This window comes from Streptomyces roseifaciens, assembly GCF_001445655.1.
Taxonomy (GTDB): Bacteria; Actinomycetota; Actinomycetes; order Streptomycetales; family Streptomycetaceae; genus Streptomyces; species Streptomyces aureoversilis.
This window is the reverse complement of sequence record NZ_LNBE01000008.1, coordinates 25,017-51,784: the sequence shown is the minus strand read 5'-3', so window position 1 is coordinate 51,784 and position 26,768 is coordinate 25,017. Positions and strand designations below refer to the sequence as shown.

26 protein-coding genes and 1 pseudogene are annotated in these 26,768 nt (G+C 75.1%); 9 read left to right on the top strand and 18 right to left on the bottom strand.

Annotation, left to right across the window (positions count from 1 at the left end):
- The first annotated feature begins 21 nt into the window (after positions 1-21).
- Complete coding sequence (locus AS857_RS36010) at positions 22-2,019, top strand: glycoside hydrolase (protein WP_058047694.1); 1,998 nt, start codon at positions 22-24, stop codon at positions 2,017-2,019.
- On the opposite strand, the gene AS857_RS36005 is transcribed toward AS857_RS36010, so the two are convergent.
- From AS857_RS36005 to AS857_RS35975, 7 genes are all read right to left on the bottom strand, one after another.
- A complete protein-coding gene (locus AS857_RS36005) occupies positions 2,009-3,550 on the bottom strand; it encodes an ATP-dependent DNA ligase (protein ID WP_058047693.1) in 1,542 nt (513 codons plus the stop codon). The genes AS857_RS36010 and AS857_RS36005 overlap by 11 nt on opposite strands.
- 41 nt (positions 3,551-3,591) lie before the next feature.
- Entirely contained in the window at positions 3,592-5,226 is a 1,635-nt protein-coding gene (locus tag AS857_RS36000) for a carboxylesterase/lipase family protein (protein ID WP_079110959.1), read from the bottom strand.
- A gap of 106 nt (positions 5,227-5,332) precedes the next feature.
- Complete coding sequence (locus AS857_RS35995) at positions 5,333-5,584, bottom strand: ferredoxin (protein WP_058047785.1); 252 nt, start codon at positions 5,582-5,584, stop codon at positions 5,333-5,335.
- A 5-nt stretch (positions 5,585-5,589) separates the two neighbouring features.
- Positions 5,590-6,780, bottom strand: a complete 1,191-nt coding sequence (locus AS857_RS35990) for a cytochrome P450 (RefSeq protein WP_058047692.1) — start codon at positions 6,778-6,780, stop codon at positions 5,590-5,592.
- 74 nt (positions 6,781-6,854) lie between these two features.
- Positions 6,855-8,252, bottom strand: coding sequence for an FtsW/RodA/SpoVE family cell cycle protein (locus AS857_RS35985; protein ID WP_058047784.1), 1,398 nt, complete (start codon positions 8,250-8,252; stop codon positions 6,855-6,857).
- Between the two features lie 71 nt (positions 8,253-8,323).
- Positions 8,324-9,793, bottom strand: coding sequence for a sensor histidine kinase (locus AS857_RS35980; RefSeq protein ID WP_058047691.1), 1,470 nt, complete (start codon positions 9,791-9,793; stop codon positions 8,324-8,326).
- Positions 9,790-10,473 carry a response regulator transcription factor gene (locus AS857_RS35975; RefSeq protein ID WP_058047690.1) on the bottom strand — a complete coding sequence of 228 codons (684 nt, stop codon included), beginning with the start codon at positions 10,471-10,473 and terminating at the stop codon, positions 9,790-9,792. The genes AS857_RS35980 and AS857_RS35975 overlap by 4 nt, the downstream gene beginning before the upstream one ends.
- Before the next feature lie 173 nt (positions 10,474-10,646).
- Here AS857_RS35975 and AS857_RS35970 point away from each other — a divergent pair, with 173 nt between their 5' ends.
- Complete coding sequence (locus AS857_RS35970; protein ID WP_058047689.1) at positions 10,647-11,105, top strand: hypothetical protein; 459 nt, start codon at positions 10,647-10,649, stop codon at positions 11,103-11,105.
- A gap of 343 nt (positions 11,106-11,448) precedes the next feature.
- Here the strand turns inward: AS857_RS35970 and AS857_RS35965 are convergent, their stop codons facing one another.
- The 5 genes from AS857_RS35965 to AS857_RS35945 form a co-directional block, all read right to left on the bottom strand.
- Positions 11,449-11,751 (bottom strand): hypothetical protein, encoded by a 303-nt coding sequence (locus tag AS857_RS35965; protein WP_058047688.1) that lies wholly within the window; start codon positions 11,749-11,751, stop codon positions 11,449-11,451.
- A complete protein-coding gene (locus AS857_RS35960) occupies positions 11,751-13,535 on the bottom strand; it encodes a peroxidase family protein (protein WP_058047687.1) in 1,785 nt (594 codons plus the stop codon). The genes AS857_RS35965 and AS857_RS35960 overlap by 1 nt, the downstream gene beginning before the upstream one ends.
- A 56-nt stretch (positions 13,536-13,591) precedes the next feature.
- Positions 13,592-14,980, bottom strand: a complete 1,389-nt coding sequence (locus tag AS857_RS35955) for a hypothetical protein (protein WP_058047686.1) — start codon at positions 14,978-14,980, stop codon at positions 13,592-13,594.
- The gene (locus AS857_RS35950; RefSeq protein ID WP_058047685.1) at positions 14,977-16,398 is read right to left on the bottom strand and encodes a cytochrome P450; all 1,422 of its coding nucleotides are present in this window, start codon (positions 16,396-16,398) and stop codon (positions 14,977-14,979) included. The genes AS857_RS35955 and AS857_RS35950 overlap by 4 nt, the downstream gene beginning before the upstream one ends.
- A gap of 356 nt (positions 16,399-16,754) precedes the next feature.
- A complete protein-coding gene (locus tag AS857_RS35945) occupies positions 16,755-17,186 on the bottom strand; it encodes an SPW repeat protein (protein ID WP_058047783.1) in 432 nt (143 codons plus the stop codon).
- Between the two features lie 187 nt (positions 17,187-17,373).
- Between AS857_RS35945 and AS857_RS40190 the strand changes: the two genes are divergently transcribed.
- Entirely contained in the window at positions 17,374-17,529 is a 156-nt protein-coding gene (locus AS857_RS40190) for a hypothetical protein (RefSeq protein WP_160330291.1), read from the top strand.
- A gap of 115 nt (positions 17,530-17,644) precedes the next feature.
- On the opposite strand, the gene AS857_RS35940 is transcribed toward AS857_RS40190, so the two are convergent.
- The 4 genes from AS857_RS35940 to AS857_RS41745 are packed head-to-tail and all read right to left on the bottom strand — an operon-like array spanning position 17,645 to position 20,371.
- The gene (locus AS857_RS35940) at positions 17,645-18,589 is read right to left on the bottom strand and encodes a 5-oxoprolinase subunit C family protein (protein ID WP_079110958.1); all 945 of its coding nucleotides are present in this window, start codon (positions 18,587-18,589) and stop codon (positions 17,645-17,647) included.
- The gene (pxpB, locus tag AS857_RS35935) at positions 18,586-19,233 is read right to left on the bottom strand and encodes a 5-oxoprolinase subunit PxpB (protein WP_058047684.1); all 648 of its coding nucleotides are present in this window, start codon (positions 19,231-19,233) and stop codon (positions 18,586-18,588) included. Before pxpB ends, AS857_RS35940 begins: the two co-directional genes overlap by 4 nt.
- Positions 19,230-20,006 carry a LamB/YcsF family protein gene (locus AS857_RS35930; RefSeq protein WP_058047683.1) on the bottom strand — a complete coding sequence of 259 codons (777 nt, stop codon included), beginning with the start codon at positions 20,004-20,006 and terminating at the stop codon, positions 19,230-19,232. The genes pxpB and AS857_RS35930 overlap by 4 nt, the downstream gene beginning before the upstream one ends.
- A complete protein-coding gene (locus tag AS857_RS41745) occupies positions 20,003-20,371 on the bottom strand; it encodes an FCD domain-containing protein (RefSeq protein ID WP_245700792.1) in 369 nt (122 codons plus the stop codon). Before AS857_RS41745 ends, AS857_RS35930 begins: the two co-directional genes overlap by 4 nt.
- Here AS857_RS41745 and AS857_RS41740 point away from each other — a divergent pair.
- Positions 20,345-20,548, top strand: coding sequence for a hypothetical protein (locus AS857_RS41740; RefSeq protein ID WP_245700796.1), 204 nt, complete (start codon positions 20,345-20,347; stop codon positions 20,546-20,548). The genes AS857_RS41745 and AS857_RS41740 overlap by 27 nt on opposite strands.
- On the opposite strand, the gene AS857_RS42495 is transcribed toward AS857_RS41740, so the two are convergent.
- On the bottom strand, positions 20,482-20,964 hold the full coding sequence (locus AS857_RS42495) for a hypothetical protein (RefSeq protein WP_420824011.1): 483 nt from the start codon (positions 20,962-20,964) through the stop codon (positions 20,482-20,484). The two genes, AS857_RS41740 and AS857_RS42495, sit on opposite strands and share 67 nt — an antisense overlap.
- A 361-nt stretch (positions 20,965-21,325) precedes the next feature.
- A pseudogene (locus tag AS857_RS42490) lies at positions 21,326-21,466 on the bottom strand (GntR family transcriptional regulator); the annotation flags it as partial.
- A 109-nt stretch (positions 21,467-21,575) separates the two neighbouring features.
- Between AS857_RS42490 and AS857_RS35920 the strand changes: the two are divergent.
- The 5 genes from AS857_RS35920 (at position 21,576) to AS857_RS35900 (ending at position 26,748) form a co-directional block, all read left to right on the top strand.
- Positions 21,576-22,283, top strand: coding sequence for a DUF969 domain-containing protein (locus AS857_RS35920; protein ID WP_058047682.1), 708 nt, complete (start codon positions 21,576-21,578; stop codon positions 22,281-22,283).
- Positions 22,280-23,248, top strand: coding sequence for a DUF979 domain-containing protein (locus AS857_RS35915; RefSeq protein WP_058047681.1), 969 nt, complete (start codon positions 22,280-22,282; stop codon positions 23,246-23,248). Before AS857_RS35920 ends, AS857_RS35915 begins: the two co-directional genes overlap by 4 nt.
- 25 nt (positions 23,249-23,273) lie before the next feature.
- Positions 23,274-23,918 carry a pyroglutamyl-peptidase I gene (gene pcp, locus AS857_RS35910; protein ID WP_058047680.1) on the top strand — a complete coding sequence of 215 codons (645 nt, stop codon included), beginning with the start codon at positions 23,274-23,276 and terminating at the stop codon, positions 23,916-23,918.
- Positions 23,919-23,985: 67 nt separating this feature from the next.
- Entirely contained in the window at positions 23,986-25,509 is a 1,524-nt protein-coding gene (locus AS857_RS35905; protein WP_058047679.1) for a hypothetical protein, read from the top strand.
- 399 nt (positions 25,510-25,908) lie between these two features.
- Positions 25,909-26,748, top strand: coding sequence for a hypothetical protein (locus AS857_RS35900; protein ID WP_107105773.1), 840 nt, complete (start codon positions 25,909-25,911; stop codon positions 26,746-26,748).
- Positions 26,749-26,768: the final 20 nt, after the last annotated feature.

Here is a 26,768-nt window from a genome sequence, read left to right as displayed (position 1 = left end):
TCCGTTCGTTATCAACTCCCCATGCACCTCTTCACCTCCTGCCGCACCGCCCGCGCCGCCGCCGTCGTGCTGGCGGCCGCCCTCCCGTGCATCACCCTCGCCGAGCCCGCCCACGCCGCCGCGCCCGCGCAGACGGTCCGCGTCCACGGCCAGTCCGTCGACATCCCCGTCCGCGGCGGCACCGCCACCGTCGACACCGCCACCCTGCGCGTCACCGCCCGCACGGCCGCGGGCGGCACCGTGGAGCTCTCCGCACCGGCCGCGACCGCCCCCGGCGCCCCGGGCGCCGTCACCGCCACCGCGGACGGCGCCCGCTGGACGTACCCCGGCACCGGCCTGGAGGTCACCGCCCGCGCCGACAAGGGCCGGCTTCTCGTCACCGTCCGCTCCACCGGCGCCGCCGACCGCACCCTGAAGTGGCCCGTCACGGGCGCCGGTTCCGCCTCCGCCGCGCTGCAGCTGCCGCGCGGCGAAGGGCTGTCGATCCCCGCCCGGGACGCCTTCTGGAACTCTCCCGCGGCCGGGCTCGCCGGCAGCGAGACCCCCATGGACTCCGGCCTCTCGCTGCCCCTGTGGGGCTGGTCCGCGGGCCGGACCGGCGTCAGCTACCTCGTGCCCACCGACATCGGCACCACGCTCGGCGTGACCTCCGAGCAGGGCACGCTGCGCGCCACCGCCGCCCACGCGTTCTCCCGCGGCGAGGACACCACCGACTACACCGTCGCCTTCAGCCTGACCGACGGCTCCCCGGTCGCCCCCGCCCTCGACTACCGCGCCTGGCTGAAGGAGCACGGGCAGCTCAGCAGCCTCAAGCGCAAGATCGCGGCCGTCCCCGCGAACGAGAAGCTCCTCGGCGCCTTCCACGCCTACACCTGGGGCCCGGCCCGCACCGCCGACGGCGTCCGCAAGCTGCGCGCGCTCGGCGTGGACCGCATGTGGCTCGGCTACGACGCCGACGACCAGCCCATGACCCCGGCCGCCGTCAAGGCCGCCAAGGAGGCCGGCTACCTCGTCGGCCCCTACGACTCCTTCGCCAACGGCCAGGACCCGCAGAAGTCCGACGCGCCCACCTCCGTCTGGCCGGACAAGGTCTACCCCGACTTCTGCGTCCAGCGGGCCGACGGCTCGCCCGAGCCCGGCTTCCACGACCGCGGCTGCTACCTCAGCACCGAGGCGTTCGAGAAGGCCGAGCCCACCCGCCACTACCTCGCCGACCGCACCCGCAAGATGACCGCCAACGGAGCCGACAGCTACTTCCTCGACGTCGACGCGGCCGGCGAGCTCTTCCGCGACCACAGCGCGGCCCACCCCCAGACCAAGGCCCGCGACCGCGCCAACCGCCTCGCCCGCATGAAGCGCCTCGCCGACGGCGACCGCCTCGCCCTCGGCTCGGAGTCCGCGGGCGCCTGGGCCAACGAGGTGCTCTCGTACGACCACGGCTCCGGCACCCCCGTCCACGACGGCCTGTGGGCGGCCCAGCGCGACAAGGAGAAGTGGGGCGGCTACACCCCCGCAAAGGCGCCCGGCATCTTCTTCAAGCCCGCCGAGCTCCCGGCCGACGTCGCCAAGGCCATGTACGACCCCGCCTACCGCGTCCCGCTGTACGAGACGGCCCTCCACGATTCCCTCGTCAACGTCGAGCGCTGGGAGCTGTCCTACGACAAGCTGCCGAAGCAGAAGACGGACCGCGCCCTGCTGGCGATGCTCTACAACACCCCGCTCAACTTCGTCATCGGCGGCGACTCCCTGGAGAAGCAGGGAAGCGAGCTCGCCGCCCTGCAGAAGTACTTCTCACCCCTGCACAAGGCGGCCGGCACCGAGCCCATGACGGACTTCCGCACCCTCACCGGCGACCGCACCGTCCAGCGCACCGCCTTCGGCGACGGCACCCTCACCGTCACCGCCAACTTCGGCACGAAGGCGTACGAGGGCCTGCCCGGCGGCTGCGTCGACGCCAAGCTGAAGGGTGACAAGAAGCCGCGGCGCCTCTGCCCCGCCACCGTGAACGTCAACCCGTAGCACCGAGGGCCAGCACGGCCTCCACCGTGTCGGCCTCCTCCGCCCGCTTGTCCTCCCGGTACCGCACCACGCGCGCGAACCGCAGCGTCACCCCCGCCGGGTACCGGGAGGACCGCTGGAGACCGTCGAAGGCGACCTCCACCACCAGCTCCGGCCGTACGGTCACCACGAAGCCGTCGTCGCTGACGGCCAGTCCCTGCAGCCGCTCCGTCTGCCACGCCAGCATCGCGTCCGTCATGCCCTTGAACGTCTTGCCCAGCATCGCGAACGAGCCGTCCGGCCGCCGCGCCCCCAGGTGAAGGTTCGACAGCTTCCCCGTGCGCCGCCCGTGACCCCACTCCACCGCCAGCACCACCAGGTCCAGCGTGTGCACCGGCTTCACCTTCAGCCACGCGGCACCCCGGCGGCCCGCCGTGTACGGCGCGTTCAGCGCCTTGACGACCACGCCCTCGTGGCCGCGCCGCAGCACCGCCTCCGCGAAGTCCCGCGCCGCGGCGCGCGCTCCGGCCTCCGCCGGGTCCGCGACCACCAGGCGCCGCACCCGCATCGGCCCCGGCACCACCCGCGCCAGCTCCGCGTGGCGCTCCGCCACCGGCAGCGCCAGCAGATCGCGGCCGTCCACGGCCAGCAGGTCGAAGAACACCGGGGACAGGGGCACCGTCACCGCGGCCCCGGCCACGTCCAGCCGCGAACCCACCCGGCCCGCCGTCTCCTGGAACGGGCGCGGCCGCCCCTCCGCGTCCAGGGCGATCACCTCGCCGTCCAGCACCGCGGAGGACACCGGCAGCTCCCGCGCCACGCGGCACAGCTCGGGGAGCCGCTCGGTGATCTCCTCCAGCTTGCGCGTCCAGATCCGCACCTCGTCGCCCGCGCGGTGCACCTGCACCCGGATCCCGTCGAGCTTCTCCTCGACGGCGCACGGCCCGAGCCGGTCCAGCGCCTCCTCGACGTCCTTGGCGGTGTGCGCCAGCATCGGCAGCACCGGCCGGCCCACCTCCAGCCGGAAGTCCGCCAGCGCCGCCGGGCCCCGGGCCAGCAGCTCGCGCGCGACCGCCGCCAGGGAGCCGCCCAGCATCACGGCGCGGCGCACCTCCGCGGGGTCCGCGCCGGCGGCGGCCGCGAGCCCTTCGGCCGCGAGCGCGTCGAGGGCGCCCTGCCGCAGCTCCCCGCCGAGCAGCCCCCGCAGGAAGTGCTGCTCCTGTTCCGTGGCCGCGCCCATCAGCGCGTCCACGCGGCGCTTGCGTTCGGCCTGCGCGCCCTTGCCGGCCACGGCGGCGATCCCGTCGACCGCCCGGTCCACCTCCGCGACGGTCAGCGTGGGCGCGCCCGCCGGGGCCGGGGAGGAGCGCAGCACGCTCCAGCCGATGCCGACCCTGCCCTGCGGCAGCCGCCCCGACAGATAGGTCAGGGCGACGGGTGCCTCCCGCGGGTCCGCGCCGCGGAAGAGGCCGGCCAGCAGGGCGGTCTTCTCCGACCGCGCGGAGGTCGCGGCCACCTCGGCGGACACGCGGGCGACATCGGCCAGGAGCATGCCTTCATCGTGCAACGGGTGTGCCCGTTGCGCAGTCCGGCTCAGCCCTGCTGCCGCGCCCAGAACCCGCAGTGGTGCTCCTCGCTCAGGCGGACCTGCCGGATGCCGTCCGCGCCCGGCGCGAGGGACTGCGTCAGTCCCCGCTCGTGGAGAGCGGGCCAGTGCGGGGCGCCGTGCGCGTTCGGGTCGCCCGTGCGGGCGAAGTGCGTCCAGTAGTCGACCATCCGGTCCGACAGGACGCGCTGCTCGCTGTTCAGGGGCGGCCGGGTCTGGAAGGAGGTGAACAGGTAGGGCAGTTCGAAGGCGTGCGAGGCTCCGTAGGGGAAGCCGGGCACCACCGGCAGGCCGTCCAGGACGGGCGCGTCACGGTCGGCGAACTCGTAGGCGTACGTCGGCACCCGCCCGGCCAGCGCGCGGTCGGCCCGCACCGCCGAGCAGACGAACGTGGTGTCGGTGAGCACCGCGGACCAGGCCAGCGCCGGCGAGGCGTAGCGCGACAGCGGGTACTCCGCCTCGACGGCACCCGCGGCGGAGCCGAAGGAGTCCGTCAGGCGGGCCCGGTAGTCCCGCTCGTCCCGCAGGGGGAACTGCTGCAGGGTCAGGCCGACGAACAGCCGCATCTCGTCGAGGTTCGTGCCCTGGATCACCGGCACCCGGTGGAAGCGGCCTGCGGTGAGGGCCTTCCCCGGCTCCGCGGGCAGCAGGGCGTTGCCGTAGACCGGCTTGCTGAACGCCTGCGCCAGCTCGGGCGTCGCCAGCTTCTCCGCGCTCAGCCCGCGCAGGCAGTCCAGCGCCCCGGCCCCCTGCGGGCAGCCGAGCTGCCCGGCCGCGGCGGTACCCGCGTCCTGGAGGGTCCGCTGCGATACGGAGAACCCGGCCCCGGGCGTGCCCGGGGCGACGGTGCCGCGGGGGAAGGACGTCATGCACGACCCGCTCTGCAGGATCGCCTTGTGGAAGAGGCCGGCCGCGGTGGGCGAGGTGAGCTGGGCGCAGGTGCTGATGGCCCCGGCCGACTCGCCGAACAGGGTCACGTTGTGCGGGTCGCCCCCGAAGCGGGCGGCGTTGGCCCGCACCCAGCGCAGGGCGGCCTGCTGGTCGGCGAGGCCGAAGGCAGGCGCGTTCCCGAGCTCGGGGTGGCCGAAGAAGCCGAGGGCGCCCAGCCGGTAGTTGAGCGTGACGACGACGGCGTCGCCGCGCGTGGCCATGCGTCCGGTGTCGTACTCGCTGCCGGTGCCGCCGACGAACCCGCCGCCGTGCACCCACACCATGACGGGCCTGCCGTGGCCGGGCGCGCGGCCCGTCGGCGTGGTGACGTTGAGGTACAGGCAGTCCTCGGAGCCGGTCGCGGGCCCGGTGCCGAAGATCGGCGTCTGCAGGCACTGGGAGCCGGGCTTCCCCGCGTCCCGTACGCCCTTCCAGGGCTCGGCCGGCTGCGGGGCGCGCCAGCGCAGCGGGCCGGTCGGCGGCGCGGCGAAGGGGATGCCCTCGTACGTGGCGTACGTGCCGTGCGCTCTGCCGCGCACCTGGCCGTGGTCCGTGCCGACGACGGGCCGGTCCGGCGTGCCGGGTTCCTGACCCGGCGGTGCGGCGGCGGCCACGGAGGTGACGGACATCAGGGCCAGGAGCAGGGCGAGGAGAGCCCCGCCCCGGCGGCGGGGGAGCCGGACATGCTGCATGCGTATGTCCTTTCGGCAGGCGGGCGCGCGGTCGGCCCGGGCACCCCGGGTAGTACCCATCCCGGACCAGGGGTATCTCCGTCGCCCACCATTACCTGGCGTCACGTCATGGCCGTGGCCCGACGACCTCCGTTCCCTCGGCCACGGTGATGGCCGCCGCGGGACAGGAGTCCGCCGCGTCCAGCACCGTCTCATCGGGCTCCGTCGCCCCTCTCAAGGGCCGGGAGCGTTCGCCGTCCAGCGCGAACTGCCCCGGTGCCAGGGCCGCGCAGATCCCCGAGCCGATGCACGCGCCGCGGTCCACCGTCACCCGCCACGCCGCCGTGCCGTCCGCCGCGGCCTCCGCCGGGTCCGTCACCGGGCTCACCACCCCACCGGCATCGAGCGCGGCCCGCGGACCAGCATTCCCGTCTTCCAGACGATGTCGCCGGCCGGCCGGAGCCCGGGCAGCCGCAGGATCAGCGCCCGCAGCGCCTCCTGGAGCTCCAGCCGGGCCAGCGGGGCACCGAGGCAGTGGTGCACGCCGTGGCCGAAGCCCAGGTGCTGGTTGGCCTCCCGGCCGATGTCGAAGGTCTCGGGGTCGCCGAACCGCCGGGCGTCCCGGTTGGCCGCGCCGACGGCCACCAGGACGGCGTCGCCCTTGCGCACGAGCGTGCCGCCCACCTCGGTGTCCTCCAGTGCGTAGCGGGCGAACGACGCCCCCGCGCCCAGCGGGACGAAGCGCATCAGCTCCTCGACGGCGCCCGGCAGCAGGGCCGGGTCGGCGTGCAGCCGCTCCAGCGCTCCGGGGTGGTCGAAGAGGGTGAGCACGAAGTTGGGAACCTGCGTCGCGGTGGTCTCGTGGCCGGCGACGAGGATGCCCACGCACAGGTCGATCAGCTCGCTCTCGGAGAGCCGGTCGCCCACGTCGCGCGCCTCGATCAGGGCGGTCATCAGATCGTCGGCGGGGCGGGCGCGGTGCTCCTCGACGAGCCCGGCCATGTAGGCCCGCAGCTCGTCCCGGTTCACCGTCTTCTCCTCGGCGGTCAGCGAACTGGTCGACAGCGCGGCGTCGCTCCACTTGCGGAAGCGCGGGCGGTCCTCCTCCGGCACCCCGAGCAGTCGGCAGATCACGGCGACGGGGATCGGCAGCGCGTAGTCCTCCACCAGGTCGGCGGGCGGGCCCGCGGCAACCATCGCGTCCACCAGGCTCTCGGCGAGCGCGCGCACGCCCGGGCGCAGCTTCTCCACCCGCGGGGTGGTGAACGCCTTCGTCACCAGGGTCCGCAGCCGGGTGTGGTCGGGCGGGTCCATGCTCAGCAGACCGGTGTCGCGCGGCCCGTCGCCCCGGCGCGGCTCGTCGTGGTGGACGCTCTCGGCCCGGCTGAACCGCCGGTCGCCCAGGACGAGCCGGGCGTCGGCGTAGCGGGTGACGAGCCAGGCGGGCTCGCCGTACTCCATGCGGACGCGCAGCAGCCCCTCGCCGCGGCGCGCCTGTGCGTACTTCCCGGACAGGGCCAGTCCGGCGGGGTCGTTGAAGGGGTAGGCAGTGGGCTCGTCGTGGGTGATGGACATCCGCGCGCCTCTTTCCTGAGTGTCCCTGCTTGAGGCAAGCGTCGGCAGAGATGGGTGCCTCAGTCAACAAGGCGTCACTCTTGCGCGGCCCGGGTCCGGTCCGCCTGCTCCCGCGCCGCCCGGGTCCGGCCCGCGCTGTCGCTGATGCGGATCAGCAGCGCCACCATCAGCCAGTTGGCGACGAGCGAGGAGCCGCTCTTGGCGAGGAACGGCAGCGCCTTGCCGGTCAGCGGGATCAGGCCCATCACCCCGCCCGCCACGACGAAGACCTGCAGGGCCAGGGCCGCCGCGAGCCCGACGGCCAGCAGCTTCCCGAAGGGGTCGCGCGCGGCCACCGCGGTGCTCAGGCCGCGCTGGGCGAGCAGCGCGTAGAGCACGAGGACGACCATCGTGCCGGCCAGGCCCAACTCCTCGCCGACCGTGGTGAGGATGAAGTCGCTGCGGCCTGCGAAGCCGATCAGCTCGGGGTGGCCCTGACCGAGCCCGGTGCCGGTGATCCCGCCGCTGCCGAAGCCGAACAGGGCCTTCGCGAGCTGGTCCGATCCCGCCTGCTGGCTGTGCAGCGCCTCGAACGGGTGCTGCCAGGCGTCGATCCGGCCCTTGACGTGCGGCTCCGCCGAGCCGACCACGACGGCGCCCGCCGATGCCATGAGCAGGCCGCACAGCACCCAGCTGAACCGCTCGGTGGCCGCGTACAGCATCACCACGAACAGCCCGAAGAAGATCAGCGAGGTGCCCAGGTCCCGCTCGAGGACCAGGACCAGCAGGCTCAGCACCCACACCGTCAGGATCGGCGCGAGCTGCCGGCCCGGCGGCAGCCGCACGCCCAGCACCTTGCGGCCGGTGAGGGCCAGCGCGTTCCGGTGGATGACCAGGTAGCCCGCGAAGAACACCGTGATCATGGTCTTGACGAACTCGCCCGGCTGGAACGACAGCGAACCGAGGTAGATCCACCGCTTGGCGCCGTAGGTGTCGTCGGGGAAGAACGCCGGGGCCATCAGCAGCACCAGCGCCACGGCCATCGTCAGGTAGATGTACCGCTGGAGCCGGCGGTGGTCCTTGAGCGCGACCAGCACGCCCACGCACAGGCCCACGCCGATGACCGTCCACATCAGCTGGTTGGAGGCCGTCGGGTCCGAGGAGTAGCGCTCGCCGTAGGAGAAGTCCAGCCGGTACAGCAGCACCAGGCCGATCCCGGACAGCAGGACGGCCAGGGGGAGGATCAGCGGATCGGCGTACGGGGCCCAGCGGCGCGCGGCCAGGTGCGGCACCAGCGCCAGGCAGGCCATCGCGCCCGCGAACCCGGCGAATCCGCCGGGTATCCGGCCGGTCGTCGCCAGGCCGGTGTACGCGTAGCCGGAACAGCTGATCAGGACGGCCAGGCCGAGCAGCAGCGCCTCCCGGTTGCGCCGTACCGCGGCGGACGGGTCCCGCGCCTGCGCACGGTGCTCGTCACGGCCAGAGAGGTGCACGGAATCCACGGTCACACCGATCACTATCGTCGGCCCCGCCTGAAGGAATCCTGAGATTCCTGAGCGAACCTTCAGGAATCGGGCTTTCCGGAATCAAGTGGTCCGGAATCAAGCTCTCCGGAACCGGGCCGTCCGGGCGGTGCGCCCCCGGGCAGCGGGAACCACGCCACCAGACGGGCCCCCTTCCTGCCCGGCGCCACGTCGAGGCCCCCGCCGTGAGCGCGCGCGATCTCCCGGGCGATGGCCAGCCCCAGCCCGCTGCCGCCGCTCTCCCTGGCCCGCGCGGCGTCCAGCCGGACGAAGCGCTCGAAGACGCGCTCGCGCTCCTCCTCCGGGATCCCCGGCCCATCGTCGGCCACCTCCAGCACCGCCCGCCCCGCGGCCCCGTCGAGCGACGCCGTGATCACCACGCGCGAGGCGGCGTGCCGCAGCGCGTTGTCGACCAGGTTCGCCAGCAGGCGCTCCAGCTGCCCCGTCCGGCCGCGCAACGGCACCGGAGCCGCGGCGCGCACCACCAGCGGCACCCGGGGAGCCGGGCGGCGGGCCGCCTCCTCGGCCGCCAGCAGCGCGAGGTCCGCGGGCTCCCCGGCCGCCATCGGCGCCCGCGCGTCGAAGCGGGCCAGGAGCAGCAGGTCCGCCGCCACGTGCTGCAGCCGCACGGTGTCCTCCAGCGCGGCCCGCACGGCCTCGGGCGACGGCCCGCCGGGCGCGGCCAGCGCCACCTCCAGCCGGGAGCGCACCGCGGCCACGGGGTTGCGCAGCTCGTGCGAGGCGTCGGCGACGAACTGCCGCTGCCGGCCCACCGCGAGCTCCAGCCGGTCCAGCGTGGCGTTGACCGTACGGGCCAGCTGCGCCACCTCGTCGCCGGCCGCCGGCACCGGTACCCGCCGGTCCAGCGCGCTCGCGGTGACGGCCGCCAGCTCCGTACGGATCGTGGTCACCGGCCGCAGCGCCGCCCCCGTCACCGCCCAGGCGATGGCCGCGGCCAGGCCGATCAGCGGCGGGGCGCCCGCGAGGAGGCCGATCGCGATCGCGTGCGTGGCGCCGTCGACGTCGTTGAGCACCGTCAGCGCGTAGACGTACCGCTCGTGCCGCTCCCCGTCCGGCCCCGGCGGCGCCGCGGCCCGCACCACCACGACGTCGCCGCGGTCGCCGCCCTTCGCCGGGCCGCCGGACAGGATGCGGTGCGCCGCGTCGTGCCCGGCCTCCGGGCGCAGCGGGGCGACTTCCCGCGCGAGGGCCTCCGCCGACGGCCGCGTGGTGGCGACCACCGCCCCGTGCGCGTCGAGGACGAGCACGACGTCCACGCCCGTGCGGGGCGAGGCCAGCAGCGAGGGCAGCTCCCCGGCGTCCGCCTGCGCGGCCACCTCGCGGGCGGCCAGCTCGGTGCGGCCGGTCGTGGTGTCCAGCAGGTTGGCGCGCAGCACCGTGTACAGCCAGGTGCCGCCCACGCCGAGCACCACGGCCATCGCCAGGGCCGCCGCGGCCGCGCACCTGCCCCGCAGCGTGCGCGGCAGCCTCGGCCGGCGCGCAGCGGTCACGGGCCGCCGCCGTCCGCGGCGATGCGGTAGCCGGTGCCGTGCACGGTCACGATCGTGCGCCGGCCGAACGGCGCGTCGATCTTCCTGCGCAGCGAGGAGACGTACACCTCCACGATGTTCGGGTCGGTGTCGCCGGGGAAGTCCCAGACCTCGTCGAGGATGTCGCGCTTGGCCACCGCCTGCCCGGCGTTCGCCATCAGGTACCGCAGGACGGTCAGCTCGCGCGCGGTCAGCTCGATCTCCACGTCGCCACGCAGGCAGCGCCGCGCCGCGGGGTCCAGCACCAGGTCCCCGGCGCGCAGCGGGGGAGTGCCCCCGCCGCCCCGGCGGCGGCCCAGCGCGCGCAGCCGGGCGAGGAGCACCACGAACGAGAACGGCTTCGACAGGTAGTCGTCGGCCCCCGCGTCCAGCCCCTCCGCCTCGTCGTACTCGCCGTCCTTGGCGGTCAGCATCAGCACCGGCGTCCACTGGCCGAGCCCGCGCAGCCGCCGGCAGATCTCGTAGCCGCTCGGGCCCGGCAGCATCACGTCGAGCACGATCACGTCGTACACGCCGGTGAGCGCCGCCTCCAGGCCGCGGTGGCCGTCGTGGACGGCGTCCACCAGATGGCCCTCGGCGGCCAGCCCCTGCCGCAGGGAATCGGCCAGCCTCGTCTCGTCCTCGACTATCAGAATGCGCACGCCCCAAGCGTCACATATGCCACCAGAAGCACTTGCGGCGTGCCCTGCCGGGCTCGCGCGTGATGTCCCGCACACTCGAAGACATGGCCGTAACCGCCTGATGACCGCCGGGTTGACCCGGGGGATAGCACGCAGCAACGCACCCCGCCACAGGACGGAGCAGTGGTACATCCATGAGCAAACGCCAGAAGGGCCGCAGGCACCGCAGGGTCAACCGCACTCCGCGCCCGGTCGGCGCGGCCGTCCGCCGCCGTTCCACGGCCGCGGCCCCGCAGCCGGCCGTCGCGCACACGGCCGCGCAGCCCGCTGCGTCGGCCGTCCGGCAGCCGGTGGCGCAGAAGGCGCCGGAGCAGCCCCTGGAGCGGGCGGCGGCCCGGCGGCCCGCAGTGCCGGAGCGCGCCGCCCGGCCTGCCGCCGCCCCCGAGCTCGGCCGCCACATCGTGCGCACGTGGGAGAGCCTGCGGACGTACGGCACCGCCGGGGCGTCCCTGGAGGAGCTCTGCGCGGCCGCCGGATATCAGCCGCGCACCGTCACCAAGCACGTCCAGGGCCTCGCGGACCAGGGCCTGGCCGAGCTCCGCGACGACCGCTGGTACGCCCGCGAGCCGGCCGGCGCGCTGGCGGCCCGTTAGAGCCGCCCCGGACTGACACAGCGTCGCCACCGCCGGGCCCCACGCCTGTGGCCGCCCACCACGACGACGGCCGAAAGGGCGCGGGGCACCTTCTCACGCCGCCGCTGCGGCGACGGTGCCCGCGGCCCGCTGCGGCGGAAGGAGCTGCCGCCGCAGCGGTGCGCGACCACGGTGGTGTGGGTCCGGCGGAATCCGGGGTCCGGGCACGACCGCTGTGGTGCCGGCTTCGGCCGCTGTGGCCGGGAACGTCCTCGCCGCCGCAGCGCGTGACCGCGGCGGCGAGGGTCCGGCGGAATCGGAACGGCGGCGCCGTCGCCCGTGCCCGGGCCGGCCCGGGCACGGGCTAGCGCCAGGGCAGGCCCGGGCCGCCCCGGTCGCCGAAGCCGTCGTCCGCCAGGCGGCGGTCCAAGGCGGCGAGAACCGCCTCGTGCCGGGCCAGGGCATCGGCCGCGCGCTCCAGCGAGCGCGCGGCCGTCTCGGCGCGGTCCGCATGGGCGATCATCCGTTTGTGCAGGGCCGCGCCCTCCGCGCCGAGCGGGGCCACCTCCTCGGCGCTCGACCGCAGCCGCGCCGCCTGCTCCCGCAGCGAGCAGGCCTGCGCCCGGACGGGCCGCGACCAGGGCGCGTGCTCCGCGCCGGCGCCCATCACCGGATCCCCCCGGGCCGCAGCATCCGCCAGGGCGCGAACGCGTTGCGCACCCCCCGCAGCGCCGGGGCGAGCTCCGGGTGGTGGCGCATCAGCACGTCGGTCATGCCGGTGCGGTCGATCCACTCCATGCCCTCGGGGGTGTAGATCTCCGGGCGGTAGTCCCGGGTGAAGAAGCGGTCGCTCTTCAGCCGCCGGGACGCCATCAGGACGAACACCCGGAACGCCGTGTCGCTGAACGCGAACCCCCGCGGCCGCTGTTCGGCGTACATGCCGACCATGGTGTCGACGCGGTCCAGCCGGCCGTCGTAGACCTCGCGCAGTTCGGCCGCGAGCCCCACGTCACCCCCTGTCAGCTCCTCGAAGCCGGAGACCGGCGGGCGGTGCAGCGCCGCCCGCAGCGCGGTGTAGCGCGGGACGCCCCGCTCCCGGTCGCGCAGGATGTCCACCGCGCCGACGTCCACGTGTTCGCCGGAGATTCGCGCGAGGTCGCGCAGGCAGTCGGGGTGGTTGTGCAGCGTGATGTCACCGGGGTTCATCACGCCGAAGGAGTACAGCAGGTCGGCGAGGCCGAACTCGTCCACCGCGGGCCGGGTGGCCAGCGCCTGCAGCCCGTCGAAGCCCGTCCGCTCGATCAGCGCGCCCGTGCGGTGCGAGTGGATCGCGTACTCGTCGCGGATGAGGGGGTGCAGCCGGTAGGCGGCGACGAACTCCTCGGTCATCGAATACGGCGCGGTGTGGTGGTCCGTCGGGGAGCCGGGGATGCCGAACAGCGACTCGCCGGTGCCGAACCGGCCGACCCGGCGCCGCACCCGGGCGGGCAGCACGCCGTACCAGTTCATGTGCATGGCCGCCCGGGTGACGGGGTGGGAGACCACCCCCGGGGTCCACTCCACGGTGTGGATCTTCGCCATGACGGCGGCGTTGACGAGCCGGGCCGTCTGGAAGAGCCGCTCGTCCCCCCACGTGGGGTGGGCGGCGGCGATCCTGTCGCAGATGGCGTTGTGCTCCTTGGCGAAGAGCGTGTGCAGCAGGGACAGCCCGACCCAGTAGTTGTCGTTGAAGCCCGTGAGGTCGATGCCGGACAGCCCCGGCGCGGTCTCGTCGGGCAGCCGTCCGTCCGTCAGGGCGAGCTTGCCCCGCTCGCCCGTGCGCAGGGCCCGGCAGCGCTCCTCGCTCGAACCGTAGAGCTGGGAGCCGTCCCACCAGTGGCTGACGGTGTTCTCGTACGTGGGCGGGCGCGCCGGGCCGGTGGAGCCGGGGCGGCGGGCGGGGTCGGGGCGGGAGCGGCGTACGAGCATCGGGCACTGCGGCCAGTCGTCGTCGGCGGCCAGGGGCACGTCCAGCGGGCCGTCGGTCTTGTTCTCCCCGTGGCTGAACCAGCCGTGGTTCTGGAACTGGATCCAGGCCGCGGCCAGCAGGTTCAGCCCCGTGGCCGGGCGGAAGCCGGAGCGGCGGCGCAGCAGCTGCCGGCTGACCTCCCGGGGGCTGGGCGAGAGCAGGCCGTCGTCCTCGGGCTCGGGGAAGGTCTCCGGCAGGGCACAGTTGCGGTCGAACCGGGTGCCCGCCCGGCCCATGTCGGCATCCGCGGGGTCGTACCCCGAGCCGTCGTAGCTGCGGTGGGGGAGCAGCGCGGCGGTGGGCGTACGGGGGCGCTCCCCGCCGGCCCCGTAGGTGTCGTGCAGGTTGTGCGTCCGCAGCACTTGCCGCTGTCTCCTGAGCTCCAGCAGCGCCAGGGGAAAGGGAAGGGAGTGCCACTCGCGGCGGCGCGGTACCGGCGTCATCGACAGTTCTCCGTGAGGGTTTGCAGAAGGTGCTTCGGACACTCGGGCGCGCCGGCCTACCCGGCCGGGAGGCGGTGGACGACGCTCCGCCCGGCCCGGCCCCGGTACGGGGCGAGCAGCTCGTCCACCCGGTCGCGGGCCTCGGGGGCGGTCTTGTCGAGGCTCTGGGCGTAGGCCTCCGCGCCGTGGCACTGGGGGACGTCGTACGAGGGGTCCGCCCAGGTGATCTCCAGCAGGGCCGGGGGCGGGGGGAGGGCCGGTACGGGGCCGTGGCCTCCCAGGCGGGGCGTCAGGTCGTGCTCCTCGGCGAGGGTCACGACGCGGGTGCGGGGGTCGTGCGGGCGCCGGGGGCCGGCCGGGGAGCCGATGGCGACGACGTGCGTCAACCGCAGGCGGGTGCCCGCCTCCGGGGCACGGGCCAGGTGCCCGGCCGTCACGCCGCCGTGGCCGTGCCCGACGAGCGCGACCGGCATCCCTTCGGGCACCGTGCGCAGCAGGGCCTCGTGGACGGCCCGGGTGTACGGGGAGTCGCCGCGGTTCAGCTCGGCGACGGCCCCGACCAGCTCCTGCGGGGAGGCCGTGCGCGGCAGGACGAACCCCGGGCCGGGCAGCAGCACCAGGCAGCGGGCGACGCCGTCCGGGCCGGTGACGTGCCGGGTGAGCATCCTGCCGTGGCCGAGGGCCGCCAGGTTGCGCAGGTGGGCGGTGATGCCGCCGCCGTCGTCCAGGCCGTCGAGGAACGCCGGGTCCGGCGGCTCGGCGACGGCCTTCTCCCGGCTCCGGAGGAGCCCGGGCCGGATCTCGGCGCGGGGGTGGGGCACGGAGCCCGGCCCGTCCGGGGCGCCCGTGACGGTGTGCCAGGCCGCCGCGTCGTTGAACGGGTTGCCGTCCGTCAGCGCGCTCCAGGCGCTCACGTCGCCGAGCGCGGGGGCGAGCGCGGCCAGGGTGTGCCCGGCGCCGCGGACGCGCACGCGCTCCCGGAGGATGCGCAGGGCCAGCTCGGGCAGCCCGGCCTCGACGGCGACGAGCAGCCGCCGCACCGGGCTCTGCGCGGCGTACTCCGCGTGCCGCGTCGCGCACAGCCGGATCCGCAGCCGCAGCGCGGTGGCCGCCAGGTCGGCGGCGAGGCTCCTGCGGACGGCGGCCGCTCCGGCCAGCCGGGCGATCCGGCCGGCCCGTCCCCCGTCGGGGGCGTAGCCGAGCCCCGCGGCGTCGGTGAGGCCGTGGGCCAGGGCCTGCGCCGCCCGCAGCCCGCGGCGGGGCGAGCGGCCGAGCGAGGCGAGCAGTGCGGGGTCGGTGGCGACGGCCGTGACCGCGAGCCCGGCCGCGCGGACGGCTCCCGCGGCCTCGCCCAGCTCGCGGGCCACGGCGGCGAGCCGGGCGGCCGCCGCATCCTCCGCGCCGGTCCCCGTGTCCCGGGAACCCGTCTTGCCCTCGGCCGTCATGCGCCCTCCTCCGGCGTACGGGCGGCGCGGATCCCGATCCGCAGCCGCGAGGTGTCGAAGGTGTACGGAAGCGGGTGGCCGGGGCCGAGCCGGATCCCGGCGACGGCCAGCTCGCCGCCGCGCAGCAGCTCGGCGACGAACGCCGTGGCCAGCTGCAGGCTGAGCTCCATGCCGCTGCACTGGGCCTCGCCCCGGCTGAACGGGCTGACCGCCCAGTCGCGCTCGGCGGTGCCGTCCAGCCACTTCTCGGGCGCGAACCGGTGCGCGTACCCGATCCGTTCGCCGTCGCGGGCGTGGAACGCGGCGGGCACGAGGATGTTGACCCCGCCCGGCGCGACCGAGTCCCGCCAGCGGGTCTCGCCGGTGGTCCGGCGGGCGAGGCCGGTCACGGGCGGCCACAGCCGGGCCGCCTCCTGCACGCAGGCGCGCAGGTAGGGCATGCCGAGGAACCCGGGGACGGTGCGCGGCCCGTGGGTGCGGTCCGCCGCCCGGATCTCCTCCATCGCGCGCTCGTGGTGGCGCGGGTGCGTGGCGAGCAGGGCGAGGGTCTGCGCGGTGACGGCGCTCAGCGCACCGAGCGCCATGAACCAGTGGCTGACCTGGCACTCGGGGGCGGTCTCGGGGCCGCGGGGAGCGGCCGCGAACAACCCCGCCAGGCTGCGCGGGTCGGCCTCGTACAGATAGCGGGCCTGACGCTGCATCATCCTGCGGCGGAGCCGGCGGGTGCGGCGGGCCCGCCAGCGGCGCGCCCCCATCCAGTTGGCCTCGGCGAGCAGCACGGCCAGGAGCCGGGAGAACTCCTCGTCGTCGGCGGCCGCCTCGCCCAGGAAGCAGCGCCGCCCCACGCGCTCGAAGCCCTCGCGCAGCGTCTCCGGGCGCAGCCCGGCCACCGCCTCGGGGCCCAGCAGGGCCGCGGCCTCCTCGCCGGCGACCCGCAGGAAGCGGTCGGCGAGCCGGTGCACCGGGCAGCCGGCGTCCAGGACCGCGTCGTTGAACATCCGGCGCACCACGCGCTGCCGGCCGTGCGAGGCCACCAGCGTCTCGGGCTGGACCGCCGCGAACCCGCTCACCTTCTCCCAGGTGTCGACCGCGTACACCCCCACCGGCCCGGAGAGGACCTGCCGGGCGTCGTCGGCGTCCAGCACGAGGAGCGTGGGGCCGGCGGCGCCGCGCACCATGACCGGGCCGCGGCCGTACCGGCGCCGCATGCGGCGCATGGCCTCCAGGCCGCGCCGGGACGTGTCCGCCCGGGCGAGGAGGGCGGCGATCCGGGGCCGGGAGCGGAAGACGCCCTTGAGGTAGTTGGGGAGGAAGTAGACGAGGGTGAGCCGGAGGTTCTCACCCGCGGACGCGGCGGGCAGTGCCGTCCCCCGGCCCGTACCGACCCCGGGCGCGCTGTAGCTGTAGAGGTGACTCATCCCTGGGCCTTCCCCCGGTTGCGCGGCCCCTCGGGCAGCGCCTCGATCGTCATGCGTCGGACCTCATGAGGTTGGAGTGATCAGTGGGAGGGGGAGCATTGCCACTTCCCGTCCGGCGGAGTCATCAGGTACGAAGATCACCCGAGTTTTCACCCCCCGGGGTGAATCGGGCGGTTGTTGTTGTCGCCCGGTGTTTGCAACCGGATGTTCGCGGCCCGGCGTTCGCCGTCCGGGACGTGCTCCGGCCCCGCCGCCCGGTGTGCGGGCGGCGGGGCCGGAAGGGGGGAGACCGCCGGAAGGCAGCGGAGTGAACGGTGAGAACGGCGAAATTCAGCCTTTCTCAGACCGTGCGGCGGTCAGTGCCGTGACCTCGCCATCCCCATGCGTGCCAGGGCGAGGGCCAGCAGGCAGGCCACCGCGCCGGTGACGACGTTGCTGACGACGGCATGGGTGATGAACGCGTGCCCGGAGACGACCCAGGGGGAAATGATCGTCCAGGCGCCGAGGCCCAGGGCGGCCCAGCTCATCGCGTGGGTGCGCTCGTAGGCGGAGCCGAAACCACCGACCAGGCAAGCAAAGGCGACTCCCACGATCAGGTTATGGATGGCAAGAGTGGAGGCGCCGCTGAAGCCCACAATCCATGGAGAGGCGGCCAGGTAGACACCGCAGAGAAGGGCGAGTGCTTCGACGGCCTGGGCGACGGGCGTGCTCGTCGCCGCTTCGGAGTGGGCGCGGAGCGCCAGGATGTCCGGGTGCTGTTCTATCCGGGGCGACGTAGGAGCGGTCACGTCGGCCACCTTCTTTCAGTGTCAGGTCGGACCTGCCTGCATTTTAACCTGATTGGAGGGATTTTCACCTGAATGGGGGTTGTCATATCTGGCGATTTCCCCTGTGTTGGGGGCCGGTTTCGGCCCGTCACCCTGGGGGAACCCGGCCAGTCGGTTCCCGGGGGTTCGGCGATGCGAGGAGGCGGCCGTGGAGCAGCTCAAGGGACAGGGCGAGCGGATGCAGCACCGGGGCGAGACGCGGGAGGAGACCGCGCGGGCCCGCCGTCCGGTCCCGGGCGAGACGCCGGAACGCACCGGCGAGGACCCCGACGCGGAGTCGCACATCATCCGCGGTCTGGACTGAACGCGGGGGCCGCAGGCCCGGGGCGCAGGCCCCGGGCGGCGGCCGGCCGCCGGGTGGCGAGGCTCCCGGGCACCGGAATCCGCCGGGCCCCGGGACCGCGGCCGTCGCGGCGGCGTCAGCCCCGCACGGGCACGAACCGCACCGGCGTGCCGGGCACGGCCTGCGCCACGGCGGCCAGTTCCGCCTCGGGCACCACGCCGACGACGGGATAGCCGCCGGTCGTGGGGTGGTCGGCGAGGAAGACGACGGGGCGGCCGTCCGGGGGCACTTGGACCGAGCCCAGGACCATCCCCTCGCTCGGGAGTTCGCCCTGCGCAGCGCGCTCCAGGGCCGGCCCTTCCGTGCGCAGTCCGATCCGGTTGCTCGCGGCCGCCACCCGGAAGCCGCCGCCGGCCAGGGTGCGCAGCGCGGCGGGCGTGAACCAGTCGTCGCGCGGACCGAGCACGACCGGCAGCACCAGAGCGCCGACCGGCGGGCCCGGCCACGGGACGGCGTCGGCGCCCGTGGACGGCCCGCAGGGCGCGCCGAGCGGCAGTCGCGCGCCCGCGGCCGGCGGTTCCGGCCCCAGCCCCGACAGCAGGTCGCGGGAGCGGCTGCCGAGGACGGGCGGCACGGCGAGACCGCCCGCGAACGCCACGTAGCTGCGCAGCCCCCAGGAGGCCCGGCCCACGTCGAGCACCGCGCCCGCCGGGACCCGCACCGCGGCGCCCCACGCCACCGGGCGGCCGTCGACCCGCACCGGGCAGGGGGCGCCGGTCACCGCGACGGTCACGGCCGCCGTGGTGCGCACGGCGCAGCCGTCGACGGTGGTCTCCAGTGTGGCGTGGCCGGCCGGGTTGCCGACGAGACGGTTGGCGAGCGCGTGCGCGGGTGGGTCCAGGGCGCCGGAGCGGCCGACGCCCAGGTGAGCGTGGCCGGGCCGGCCGAGGTCCTGCACGGTCGTCAGGGCGCCGGGCCGGACGACGGCCAGGGCGGGCGCGCCGCCGGCCGGGCGGTTGTCCGTTCCGGACAGGCGGCTGTCCGTTCCGGGCGTTCTGCCGTCCGTTCCGGTCCCGGTCATGTGCTCACCTCGAACCGCACACGGGTGCCGGGGGCCAGCAGCGCCGCCGGTTCCCGCGCCACGTCCCACAGGACCGCGTCCGTACGGCCGATGAGCTGCCATCCGCCGGGGGAGGAGCGGGGGTAGACGCCGGTGTACGGGCCTGCCAGGCCGACCGCGCCCGCGGGCACGGAGGTGCGGGGCGTGGCCCGGCGCGGCACGTGCAGGTGCTCCGGCAGGCCGGTCAGATAGCCGAAGCCGGGGGCGAACCCGCAGAACGCGACGCGGAATTCGAGGCCGGAGTGCAGGCGGGCGACCTCGTCCTCGGCGACCCCCCACAGGGCGGCGACCTCCGCGAGGTCCGCCCCGTCGTAGCGGACGGGCAGGACGACGGGCTCGCTGCCGACGGCCGCGAGCGGCGGTACGTCCCAGTGCACGATGTCGGCGGCGAGGGCTTGCGGGTCGGCCAGGCCGTCGAGGAGGACGGTCCGCGCGGCCGGCACGATCTCGGTCACGGGCGGCAGGGTCCCGGCGGCGCGGCGCCGCAGCAGCTCGGCGTGCAGCGCCTGCGCCTCCTCGGTGCCCGCCACCTCGACGAGCAGGGCGTGCGGGCCGACGCGCAGGGGGCGGCAGGGCGACGGGGCGTCCGTGCGGTGCGCGGTCACGCGAAGGCCTCGAGACGGACGCCCGCGGCCTCCAGCGCGGCGCGGACCCGGCGCGCGAGGTCCGCGGCGCCCGGGGTGTCGCCGTGGAGACACAGGGAGCGGGCCCGGACCGTGACCTCCTCGCCCGTCAGGGACGTGACGGCCCCCTCCCGGGCCATCCGCACGGAACGGGCGACGACGGCCTCCGGGTCGAGGACGACCGCACCGGGGGTCCGGCGCGGCACCAGGGTGCCGGCGGCCGTGTAGGCGCGGTCGGCGAACGCCTCGGTGACCACCGGCAGTCCGGCCCCGGCGGCGGCCTCGTGCAGCCGGGAGCCCGGCAGGCCCAGCACGGGCAGGGCTGCCCCGCCTGCGCGCAGCACCCCGGCGACGACGGCCGCGGCCTGCTCGGCGTCGGCCACCGTGCGGTTGTAGAGCGCCCCGTGCGGCTTGACGTAGGCGACGTCCGAGCCGGCCGCGCGCGCGAAGGCGCGCAGGGCGCCGATCTGATAGGTGATCTCGTCGGCGAGTTCGTCCGGGGGCACGTCCATGGCGCGGCGCCCGAAGCCGGCCAGGTCGCGGTAGGAGACCTGTGCGCCGATGCGCACGTCCCGCTCGGCGGCGCGCTCGCAGACCCGGCGCATGGTGGAGGGGTCGCCGGCGTGGAAGCCGCAGGCGACGTTCGCGCTCGTCACCACGGACAGCAGGGCGTCGTCGTCGGTCAGGCGCCAGCGCCCGAAGCCCTCCCCGAGGTCGGCGTTGAGGTCGAGCACGGCGGTGCCGTGGGCGTTCATGCGTTCTCCCCTTCCCGCTCCCGCAGAGCGCCCAGGATGAGCTCCAGGGCGTCGTCCAGATAGGTGGTCAGCTCGCTCTCCGCGCGCCCGTACTCGCCGTCCTCCAGGAGCGTCGCAAGGGCGCGGTTGCGCGCCAGGAAGGGCTCGTGGAAGCGGTGCGCCGAGGGCATCGCGTGGAAGGCCAGGCGCAGTTCGGCCATCAGCCGGTCCATCGCGGCGTCGATGCGCGGGCTGCCGGACAGGGCGGCCAGCGCGCGGTGGAAGCGCAGGTCGGCCGAGCCGACCTCCTGCCAGTCGCCCCCGGCGGCCCGCGCATCGACGCCGCGATGGACCGGCTGATGGCCGAACTGCGCCTGGCCTTCCACGCGATGCCCTCGGCGCACCGCTTCCACGAGCCCTTCCTGGCGCGCAACCGCGCCCTTGCGACGCTCCTGGAGGACGGCGAGTACGGGCGCGCGGAGAGCGAGCTGACCACCTATCTGGACGACGCCCTGGAGCTCATCCTGGGCGCTCTGCGGGAGCGGGAAGGGGAGAACGCATGAACGCCCACGGCACCGCCGTGCTCGACCTCGTCCACGGCCGCGGTCACGGCCTCGCGCAGCGGCCGGCGCGGGACCCGCGGCTGCTGCGGCAGCGGCTGACCGTCTTCGTGGTGGTGACGCTGCTGGTCGCGCTGGGCATCGCCGTCGCGCAGGGCTGCCAGGGTCCTGAGCGGAACACGGACGGGCTGCAGCGGGTGCCTTCGGTCTCGCGGAGCGACCAGCCGGGACAGCAAGGGCAACAGGGACAGCAGGGCGTCGTCCAGATAGGTGGTCAGCTCGCTCTCCGCGCGCCCGTACTCGCCGTCCTCCAGGAGCGTCGCAAGGGCGCGGTTGCGCGCCAGGAAGGGCTCGTGGAAGCGGTGCGCCGAGGGCATCGCGTGGAAGGCCAGGCGCAGTTCGGCCATCAGCCGGTCCATCGCGGCGTCGATGCGCGGGCCGCCGGGCGCCGGCGCCCGTACGGGCGCCTTGACCGTGGGCCGCTCCGTGCGCTGCTCCGCATAGTCCGCGGCCCGGCGGCCGGATTCGGGCCCGCCCCCCCGGGCGCGCCCCCCCCCCCTGCCAGTCGCCCCCGGCGGCCGCGCGCTCGGCCTCGTCCACGGCCGCGGTCACGGCCTCGCGCAGCGGCCGCCCGGCCCCCGCGGCGGCCCGGACGCCGGCGCACTCCAGGGCGGCGCGCACGCGGTAGATGTCGGTGACGTCGGCGGGGTCGACGACGCGGACGAAGACGCCGCGGTTGAGCCGGTGCACGACCAGGCTCTCGTGGATGAGCAGGCGGAACGCCTCGCGCAGCGTGTTGCGCGAGACCCCGAGGTCCCGGCCGAGGGCCTCTTCCGAGAGCCGGGTGCCGGGCGGCAGACCGCCGCCCTCGATGCGGTCGCGGAGCACGTCGGCCACGCGCTGCGCAGTGGACAGGGCCATCGTCATCCCCAATACCTATTGAGAATTGTTGAACAATATCTTAGCCTCCTCGCCAATCCCCCTCACCTGACCGAGTGAGGTCCGTCCGGGAACCCGGAAGGCGGAGCGCATGATCGTTCTCCTGGGCGTCCTCGTGGTCGTGCTCGGCTTCGCCACGAGACGCAACCCCCTGCTGGTGGTCGGAGCCGCCGGCATCGTCACCGGCCTCCTCGGCGGCCTCTCCCCCCAGCGCGTCCTGGCCGCCTTCGGTACCGGGTTCGCCTCCAGTCGCTCGGTGACGATCTTCGTGATCACGCTGCCCGTCATCGGCCTGCTCGAACACCACGGCCTCCAGGAACAGGCCCGCCGCCTGATCACCCGCTTCGCCGGGCTCACCGCGGGCCGCTTCCTCGCGCTCTACCTCCTGCTGCGCCAGATCGCGGCCGCCGTCGGCCTGAACAACGTCTTCGGGCACGCCCAGACCGTGCGGCCGCTCGCCGCGCCCATGGCCGAGGGCGCCGCCGAGCGCCGCCACGGGCCGCTGGGCGAGAAGGCCCGCGAGAAGGTGCGCTCGTTCGCCGCGAGCGCGGACAACGTCGGGCTCTTCTTCGGCGAGGACGTCTTCCTGGCCGTCGGCTCGATCCTGCTGATCACCGGCTTCGTCAACACCACGTACCACACGCACCTCGAACCGCTGCAGCTCGCGCTGTGGGCCATCCCCACGGCCCTGTGCGCCCTCGCCATCCACGGCTGGCGGCTGCTGCGGCTCGACCGTCAGCTGCTCGCGGGGGCCACGGGCCCCGGCCGGAACGCCGAGCTCGGGGAGAGCGTCAAGTGATCAAGGCCGAGTGGTTCTACTGGCTGGTCGGCGGCATCTTCCTCGTGATGGCCGCGCAGATGCTCACCGACCGCACCAACCCCAAGCGCGTCGGCACCGCCGCCTTCTGGGGCCTGCTCGGCCTCGGGTTCGTCTACGGCACCTGGGTCGCCGACAAGTCGGCCCCCGCCGAACCCCTGGGCGCGGCCGTCCTCGTCATGGTCTGCCTGGCGGGCTTCGGCTTCACCGGCCGAGGCAAGGGGAGCGCGGCGACGCCCAAGCAGCGGGAGGCGCGGGCCGCGCGGTGGGGCAGCCGCCTCTTCGTCCCCGCGCTCACCATCCCCGTCGTCGCCCTGGTCTGCGCGGTCGGCGTCAAGAAGCTCTCCGTGGACGGCGAACCCGTCCTGCAGAAGGGCAGCGAGACCATCCTCGGACTCGGCATCGGCGCCGTCGTCGCCCTCGTGGTGGGCATGGTGATGCTCCGCGAGAAGCGGCTCTCGACGCCCGTGCACGCCGGGCGGTCCATGCTGGAGTCGATGGGCTGGGCCATGCTGCTGCCCCAGCTCCTGGCCACCCTCGGCACCATCTTCTCCGTCGCCGGCGTCGGCGACCAGGTCCGCAGGATGACCACCGCGGTGCTGCCCGACGGCTCCCTCTTCCTGGCCGTTGTCGTCTACTGCGTCGGGATGTTCCTGTTCACCGTCGTCATGGGCAACGGCTTCGCCGCCTTCCCCGTCATGACCGCGGCCGTCGGCTGGCCGGTCCTCGTCGTCCAGGAACACGGCAACGGCCCGGCCGTCCTCGCCATCGGCATGCTCGCCGGCTTCTGCGGCACACTCGTGACGCCCATGGCCGCCAACTTCAACGTCGTCCCCGCGGCCCTGCTCGAACTGAAGGACCAGTACGGCCCCATCAAGGCGCAACTTCCCACGGCCGTCGCCCTGCTCGGCTGCAACATCGCCATCATGTACCTCTTCGCCGTCTGACGGCCCCGGGAAGGGAACGACCACCATGACCCGCGTCCTGCTCACCGGCTTCGAGCCCTTCGACGGAGAGGCCCTCAACCCGTCCTGGGAGGCCGTACGCGCGGCCGCAGCGCACCCGCCGGAGGGGCTCGTCCTCTCCACCGCCCGGCTGCCCTGCGCCTTCGGCACCTCCCTCGACGCCCTGCGGGAGGCCGTCGAGCGCACCGCGCCCGACGTCGTGCTGTGCGTGGGGCAGGCGGGCGGCCGCCCCGACGTCACCGTCGAGCGCATCGCCGTCAACATCGACGACGCCCGCATCCCGGACAACGCAGGCGCGCAGCCCGTCGACGAGCCCGTCGTCCCCGGCGGCCCCGCCGCCTACTTCTCCACCCTGCCCGTCAAGGCGTGCGTCGCCGCCGTACGGGACGCCGGCCTGCCCGCCTCGGTCTCCCAGACCGCCGGGACCTTCGTCTGCAACCACGTCTTCTACGGCCTGATGCACCTCGCCGCCACCGAACGCCCCGGGCTGCGGGGCGGATTCGTCCACGTCCCCTACGCCCCCGGACAGGTCACCGACCGGGCCCTGCCCTCCCTGCCCGTTTCCGCCGTCGCGGAGGCACTCTGTGTGATCGCCGTCACCGCTGCCGGGCGCACCACGGACATCCGTGCGGAAGGCGGAGCCACACACTAGGGACGTGGCGGACATTCCGCCCGTGCCGTTTCGTCCGTTGTCCGTGCGACCGCCTACTCTGTGCGACGTGACTTCTCCAGCCCCGGCGGCCGCTCCGCCCCAGCTCAACGGGCCGTCGCGGCCGGCACCGGGCCCGGCCGCCGACGAGGGCCTGGCCCGCCGCCTGCGCGCGCTCGCCTGCACCGCGCCGCTGCACGACCTGGACGCGCGCAAGGCCAACCTCGCGGGCGAGTACGGCGTCTACGCCATGGCGGAGGTGGCGCTCGCCGCCATCGACCTGGTCACGCTCAACATGGACTTCGACACCGGCGCCGACCACGAGCAGATAGTGGCCCGGCTGCAGCCGCGCGTCGCCGCACAGGCCCCCGGGCGCCCGCAGGCCGAGCACGAGCGGGTGGCCCGCTGGGTCCTGGAGAACCTCATCAACGTCGGCAGCGTCGACCGCGGCTTCCGCGCCGTCTACGGCACCTTCGGGGCCGACGGCGTCTACGTCCGGCGCGACTACGACTTCAAGCTCGTCGAGGAGGTGCCCGGGCCCGGCGGCACCGTCTTCCTCCGCACCACCGACGAGGCCGTCAACGTCCTCGTCGGCGCCCTCGACACCGACGTCACCAGCGCCCAGATCGCCGCCGAGGTGAAGCTGGAGGTCCTCATCAGCCGGGGCCGCCTCGCCGACGCCCAGCTCGCCGCCGAGCAGGCCCGCTACCGGACCGTGCAGTACGCGGAGACCCTCCGCAAGACCCTCGACGCCACCCGGCGCAACGTCCGCGCCGTCGACTGGCTGCGGGCCGTTCCCGACATGATCGCCGAAGCGCTCGACCACGTCGCCGACCGCTACCGCCACGAGAACGCGATCCTCACCAACATCCGCAAGGCGCGCGACGAGGCCGAGGAGCCCGAGAACAAGCGGCGCGCCGCCGAGCTCGTCGACATCGTCAAGGACTGCATCCGCCGCCACACCCAGCTGCAGTCCCGCCTGCTGGAGGCCGGGCCGCTGTTCCGCGCCGAGCAGGACCGGCAGGCGTTCGCCACCTCCGCCGGCCGGGCCGGCCTCGACCTCTACGGGCAGCTCCTCGCCCCCGTGCTGCCGCTGCCGCTGGAGCAGGCCGGGCGCGTCACCGACGCCTTCTTCGCCCGCGGCACGGGCCTGCGCACGCCCGTCTCCGTCCGCGTCGGCGACCTCGTCGACATGCTGCTCACCCCGCCCGCCGAGCGGGAGCACCTCGGGGCGGAGATGCCCGAGCCGGACCTCATCGCCACGCCGGACGACAGCCGCTTCAGCGAGGAGCAGCTGGCGAGCGCCATGGAGCTGCTCACCCTGCCGCCCGACGCCCCGCGGCGCCTCTCCGGCCTCCTCGCCGAGGCCCGCCGCCGCGACCCCGAACTGCCCTACCTCGTCGCCCTCCTCGCCGTCCACGCCGCGAGCCCCGCGGTCGGCACGGCCTACCGCCAGGGCGAGCAGTCCCTGCTCTTCGCCGTCGACGACGGCACGGTCCTCGACGACCCCGAATTCGGCGGCGCCGACCTCATCGTCGGCACGGCCCTCCTGGACGCGGCCGGCATGGCGGCGGACCGCGCGGAGGCGTCATGACGGGGCGCCTGCGGCGTGCGGCCCGGGGTTGCGCCCGGCTCGGCATCGCGGCTCGCCCGTGGGCGACGCCGACGGCTTGCAGCCGTCCCGGCACCGCCGGGCCGCACCGTACGTCTCCTCGCCGTTGCGGCGGGAAAGAAGGCACCGGCAGCCGTACCGGCACGGAGAGCCTCGCGGCCGCAACGGTCGACGACGCCTTCCCGGGAAGCCGGGCTTGCCCCTCCGCCGCGATGGCGACCAGCCGCGACGGCGCATCCCGGCGGTGCCGAACCCACCGCACGACCTCTTCCGCAGGAGAAGCACACCGTGACTGAGTACGACGCCGAGGCCCCGGCCGACGAGCCCGGCACGGGCGAACCCGAGAGCGGCGAGGCACCCGCCACCGGCGGCACCGGCACCGTGACCCCGGCGGACGCCGCCGACGCCGCGCGCCTCATCGCCTTCGGGCTGCAGCCCAAGCTCGTGCCCGCGCGGGACGCCGAGTACGCCGAGCTGCTCCGCCGCCACCGCGACGACCCCGCGTTCGCGCGCCTCGCGGACGCCGTCGCGGCCGGTCTCGGTTTGATCGTCCTGGAGGTGTCCACGCGCGCCGGCATGGCCGTGACCGCCGCGGAGGACTCCGTCTTCGCCGTCCGCATGGGCGACTACGCCCGCCGCGCCACCGTCGACTCCGGCGACCGCTTCCTGCACGGCCTCGCCCACCTCGCGGTCGCCGCCCTTGCCTTCCCGCGCCCGGAGGACCTGGCCGACGACGGCTACATCGGCCGGCTCACGGTCAACGGCGTGGACGCGTTCGTCCGGCAGGCGTGCCGCCGCCTGGAGGAGCGCGCCGCCGAGCAGGGCGAGAACACCGACCCGACGACGGACGCCCCCGGCCTGGAGGCCGCCTGGCGGGTCTACGCCCGCCGCAGCGCGACCGGCGCCACCAAGGACGCCCGCCGCCTCGCCGGATCCACCACCGGCATCATCGCCAAGGCCGTCGCCTTCCTCGTCGACTCCGGCTTCCTGCAGCGCACCGGCGACGACGCCGGCGGCGCCTACCGCACCACGGCCCGCTACCAGCTCCAGGTCCGCGACATGGCCGGCACCGCCGCCATGGCCGAGCTGCTGGAGCTCGGCATCGTGCCCGTGGGCGACGGCAGCGCGACCCTCCTCCCGCCGGACGGGGCCGACGCCCTCGACCTCGTCGCCGACGCCGGCCTGCCCTTCTTCGAGAACCAGCACAGCCACTCCGCCTGACCACCGTCCCGCCACACACG

Bases quoted from the DNA above. Each gene is read 5' to 3' on its own strand.
- AS857_RS36000 (WP_079110959.1), bottom strand. From the start codon at position 5,226: ATGCAGCATGTCCGGCTCCCCCGCCGCCGGGGCGGGGCTCTCCTCGCC.
- AS857_RS35920 (WP_058047682.1), top strand. From the start codon at position 21,576: ATGATCGTTCTCCTGGGCGTCCTCGTGGTCGTGCTCGGCTTCGCCACG.
- AS857_RS42495 (WP_420824011.1), bottom strand. From the start codon at position 20,964: ATGGACCGGCTGATGGCCGAACTGCGCCTGGCCTTCCACGCGATGCCC.
- AS857_RS35990 (WP_058047692.1), bottom strand. From the start codon at position 6,780: ATGTCCATCACCCACGACGAGCCCACTGCCTACCCCTTCAACGACCCC.
- pcp (WP_058047680.1), top strand. From the start codon at position 23,274: ATGACCCGCGTCCTGCTCACCGGCTTCGAGCCCTTCGACGGAGAGGCC.
- AS857_RS35970 (WP_058047689.1), top strand. From the start codon at position 10,647: ATGAGCAAACGCCAGAAGGGCCGCAGGCACCGCAGGGTCAACCGCACT.
- AS857_RS35960 (WP_058047687.1), bottom strand. From the start codon at position 13,535: ATGACGCCGGTACCGCGCCGCCGCGAGTGGCACTCCCTTCCCTTTCCC.
- AS857_RS35940 (WP_079110958.1), bottom strand. From the start codon at position 18,589: ATGACCGGGACCGGAACGGACGGCAGAACGCCCGGAACGGACAGCCGC.
- AS857_RS35930 (WP_058047683.1), bottom strand. From the start codon at position 20,006: ATGAACGCCCACGGCACCGCCGTGCTCGACCTCAACGCCGACCTCGGG.
- AS857_RS35950 (WP_058047685.1), bottom strand. From the start codon at position 16,398: ATGAGTCACCTCTACAGCTACAGCGCGCCCGGGGTCGGTACGGGCCGG.
- AS857_RS41740 (WP_245700796.1), top strand. From the start codon at position 20,345: ATGGCCGAACTGCGCCTGGCCTTCCACGCGATGCCCTCGGCGCACCGC.
- AS857_RS36005 (WP_058047693.1), bottom strand. From the start codon at position 3,550: ATGCTCCTGGCCGATGTCGCCCGCGTGTCCGCCGAGGTGGCCGCGACC.
- AS857_RS35965 (WP_058047688.1), bottom strand. From the start codon at position 11,751: ATGGGCGCCGGCGCGGAGCACGCGCCCTGGTCGCGGCCCGTCCGGGCG.
- AS857_RS35955 (WP_058047686.1), bottom strand. From the start codon at position 14,980: ATGACGGCCGAGGGCAAGACGGGTTCCCGGGACACGGGGACCGGCGCG.
- AS857_RS36010 (WP_058047694.1), top strand. From the start codon at position 22: ATGCACCTCTTCACCTCCTGCCGCACCGCCCGCGCCGCCGCCGTCGTG.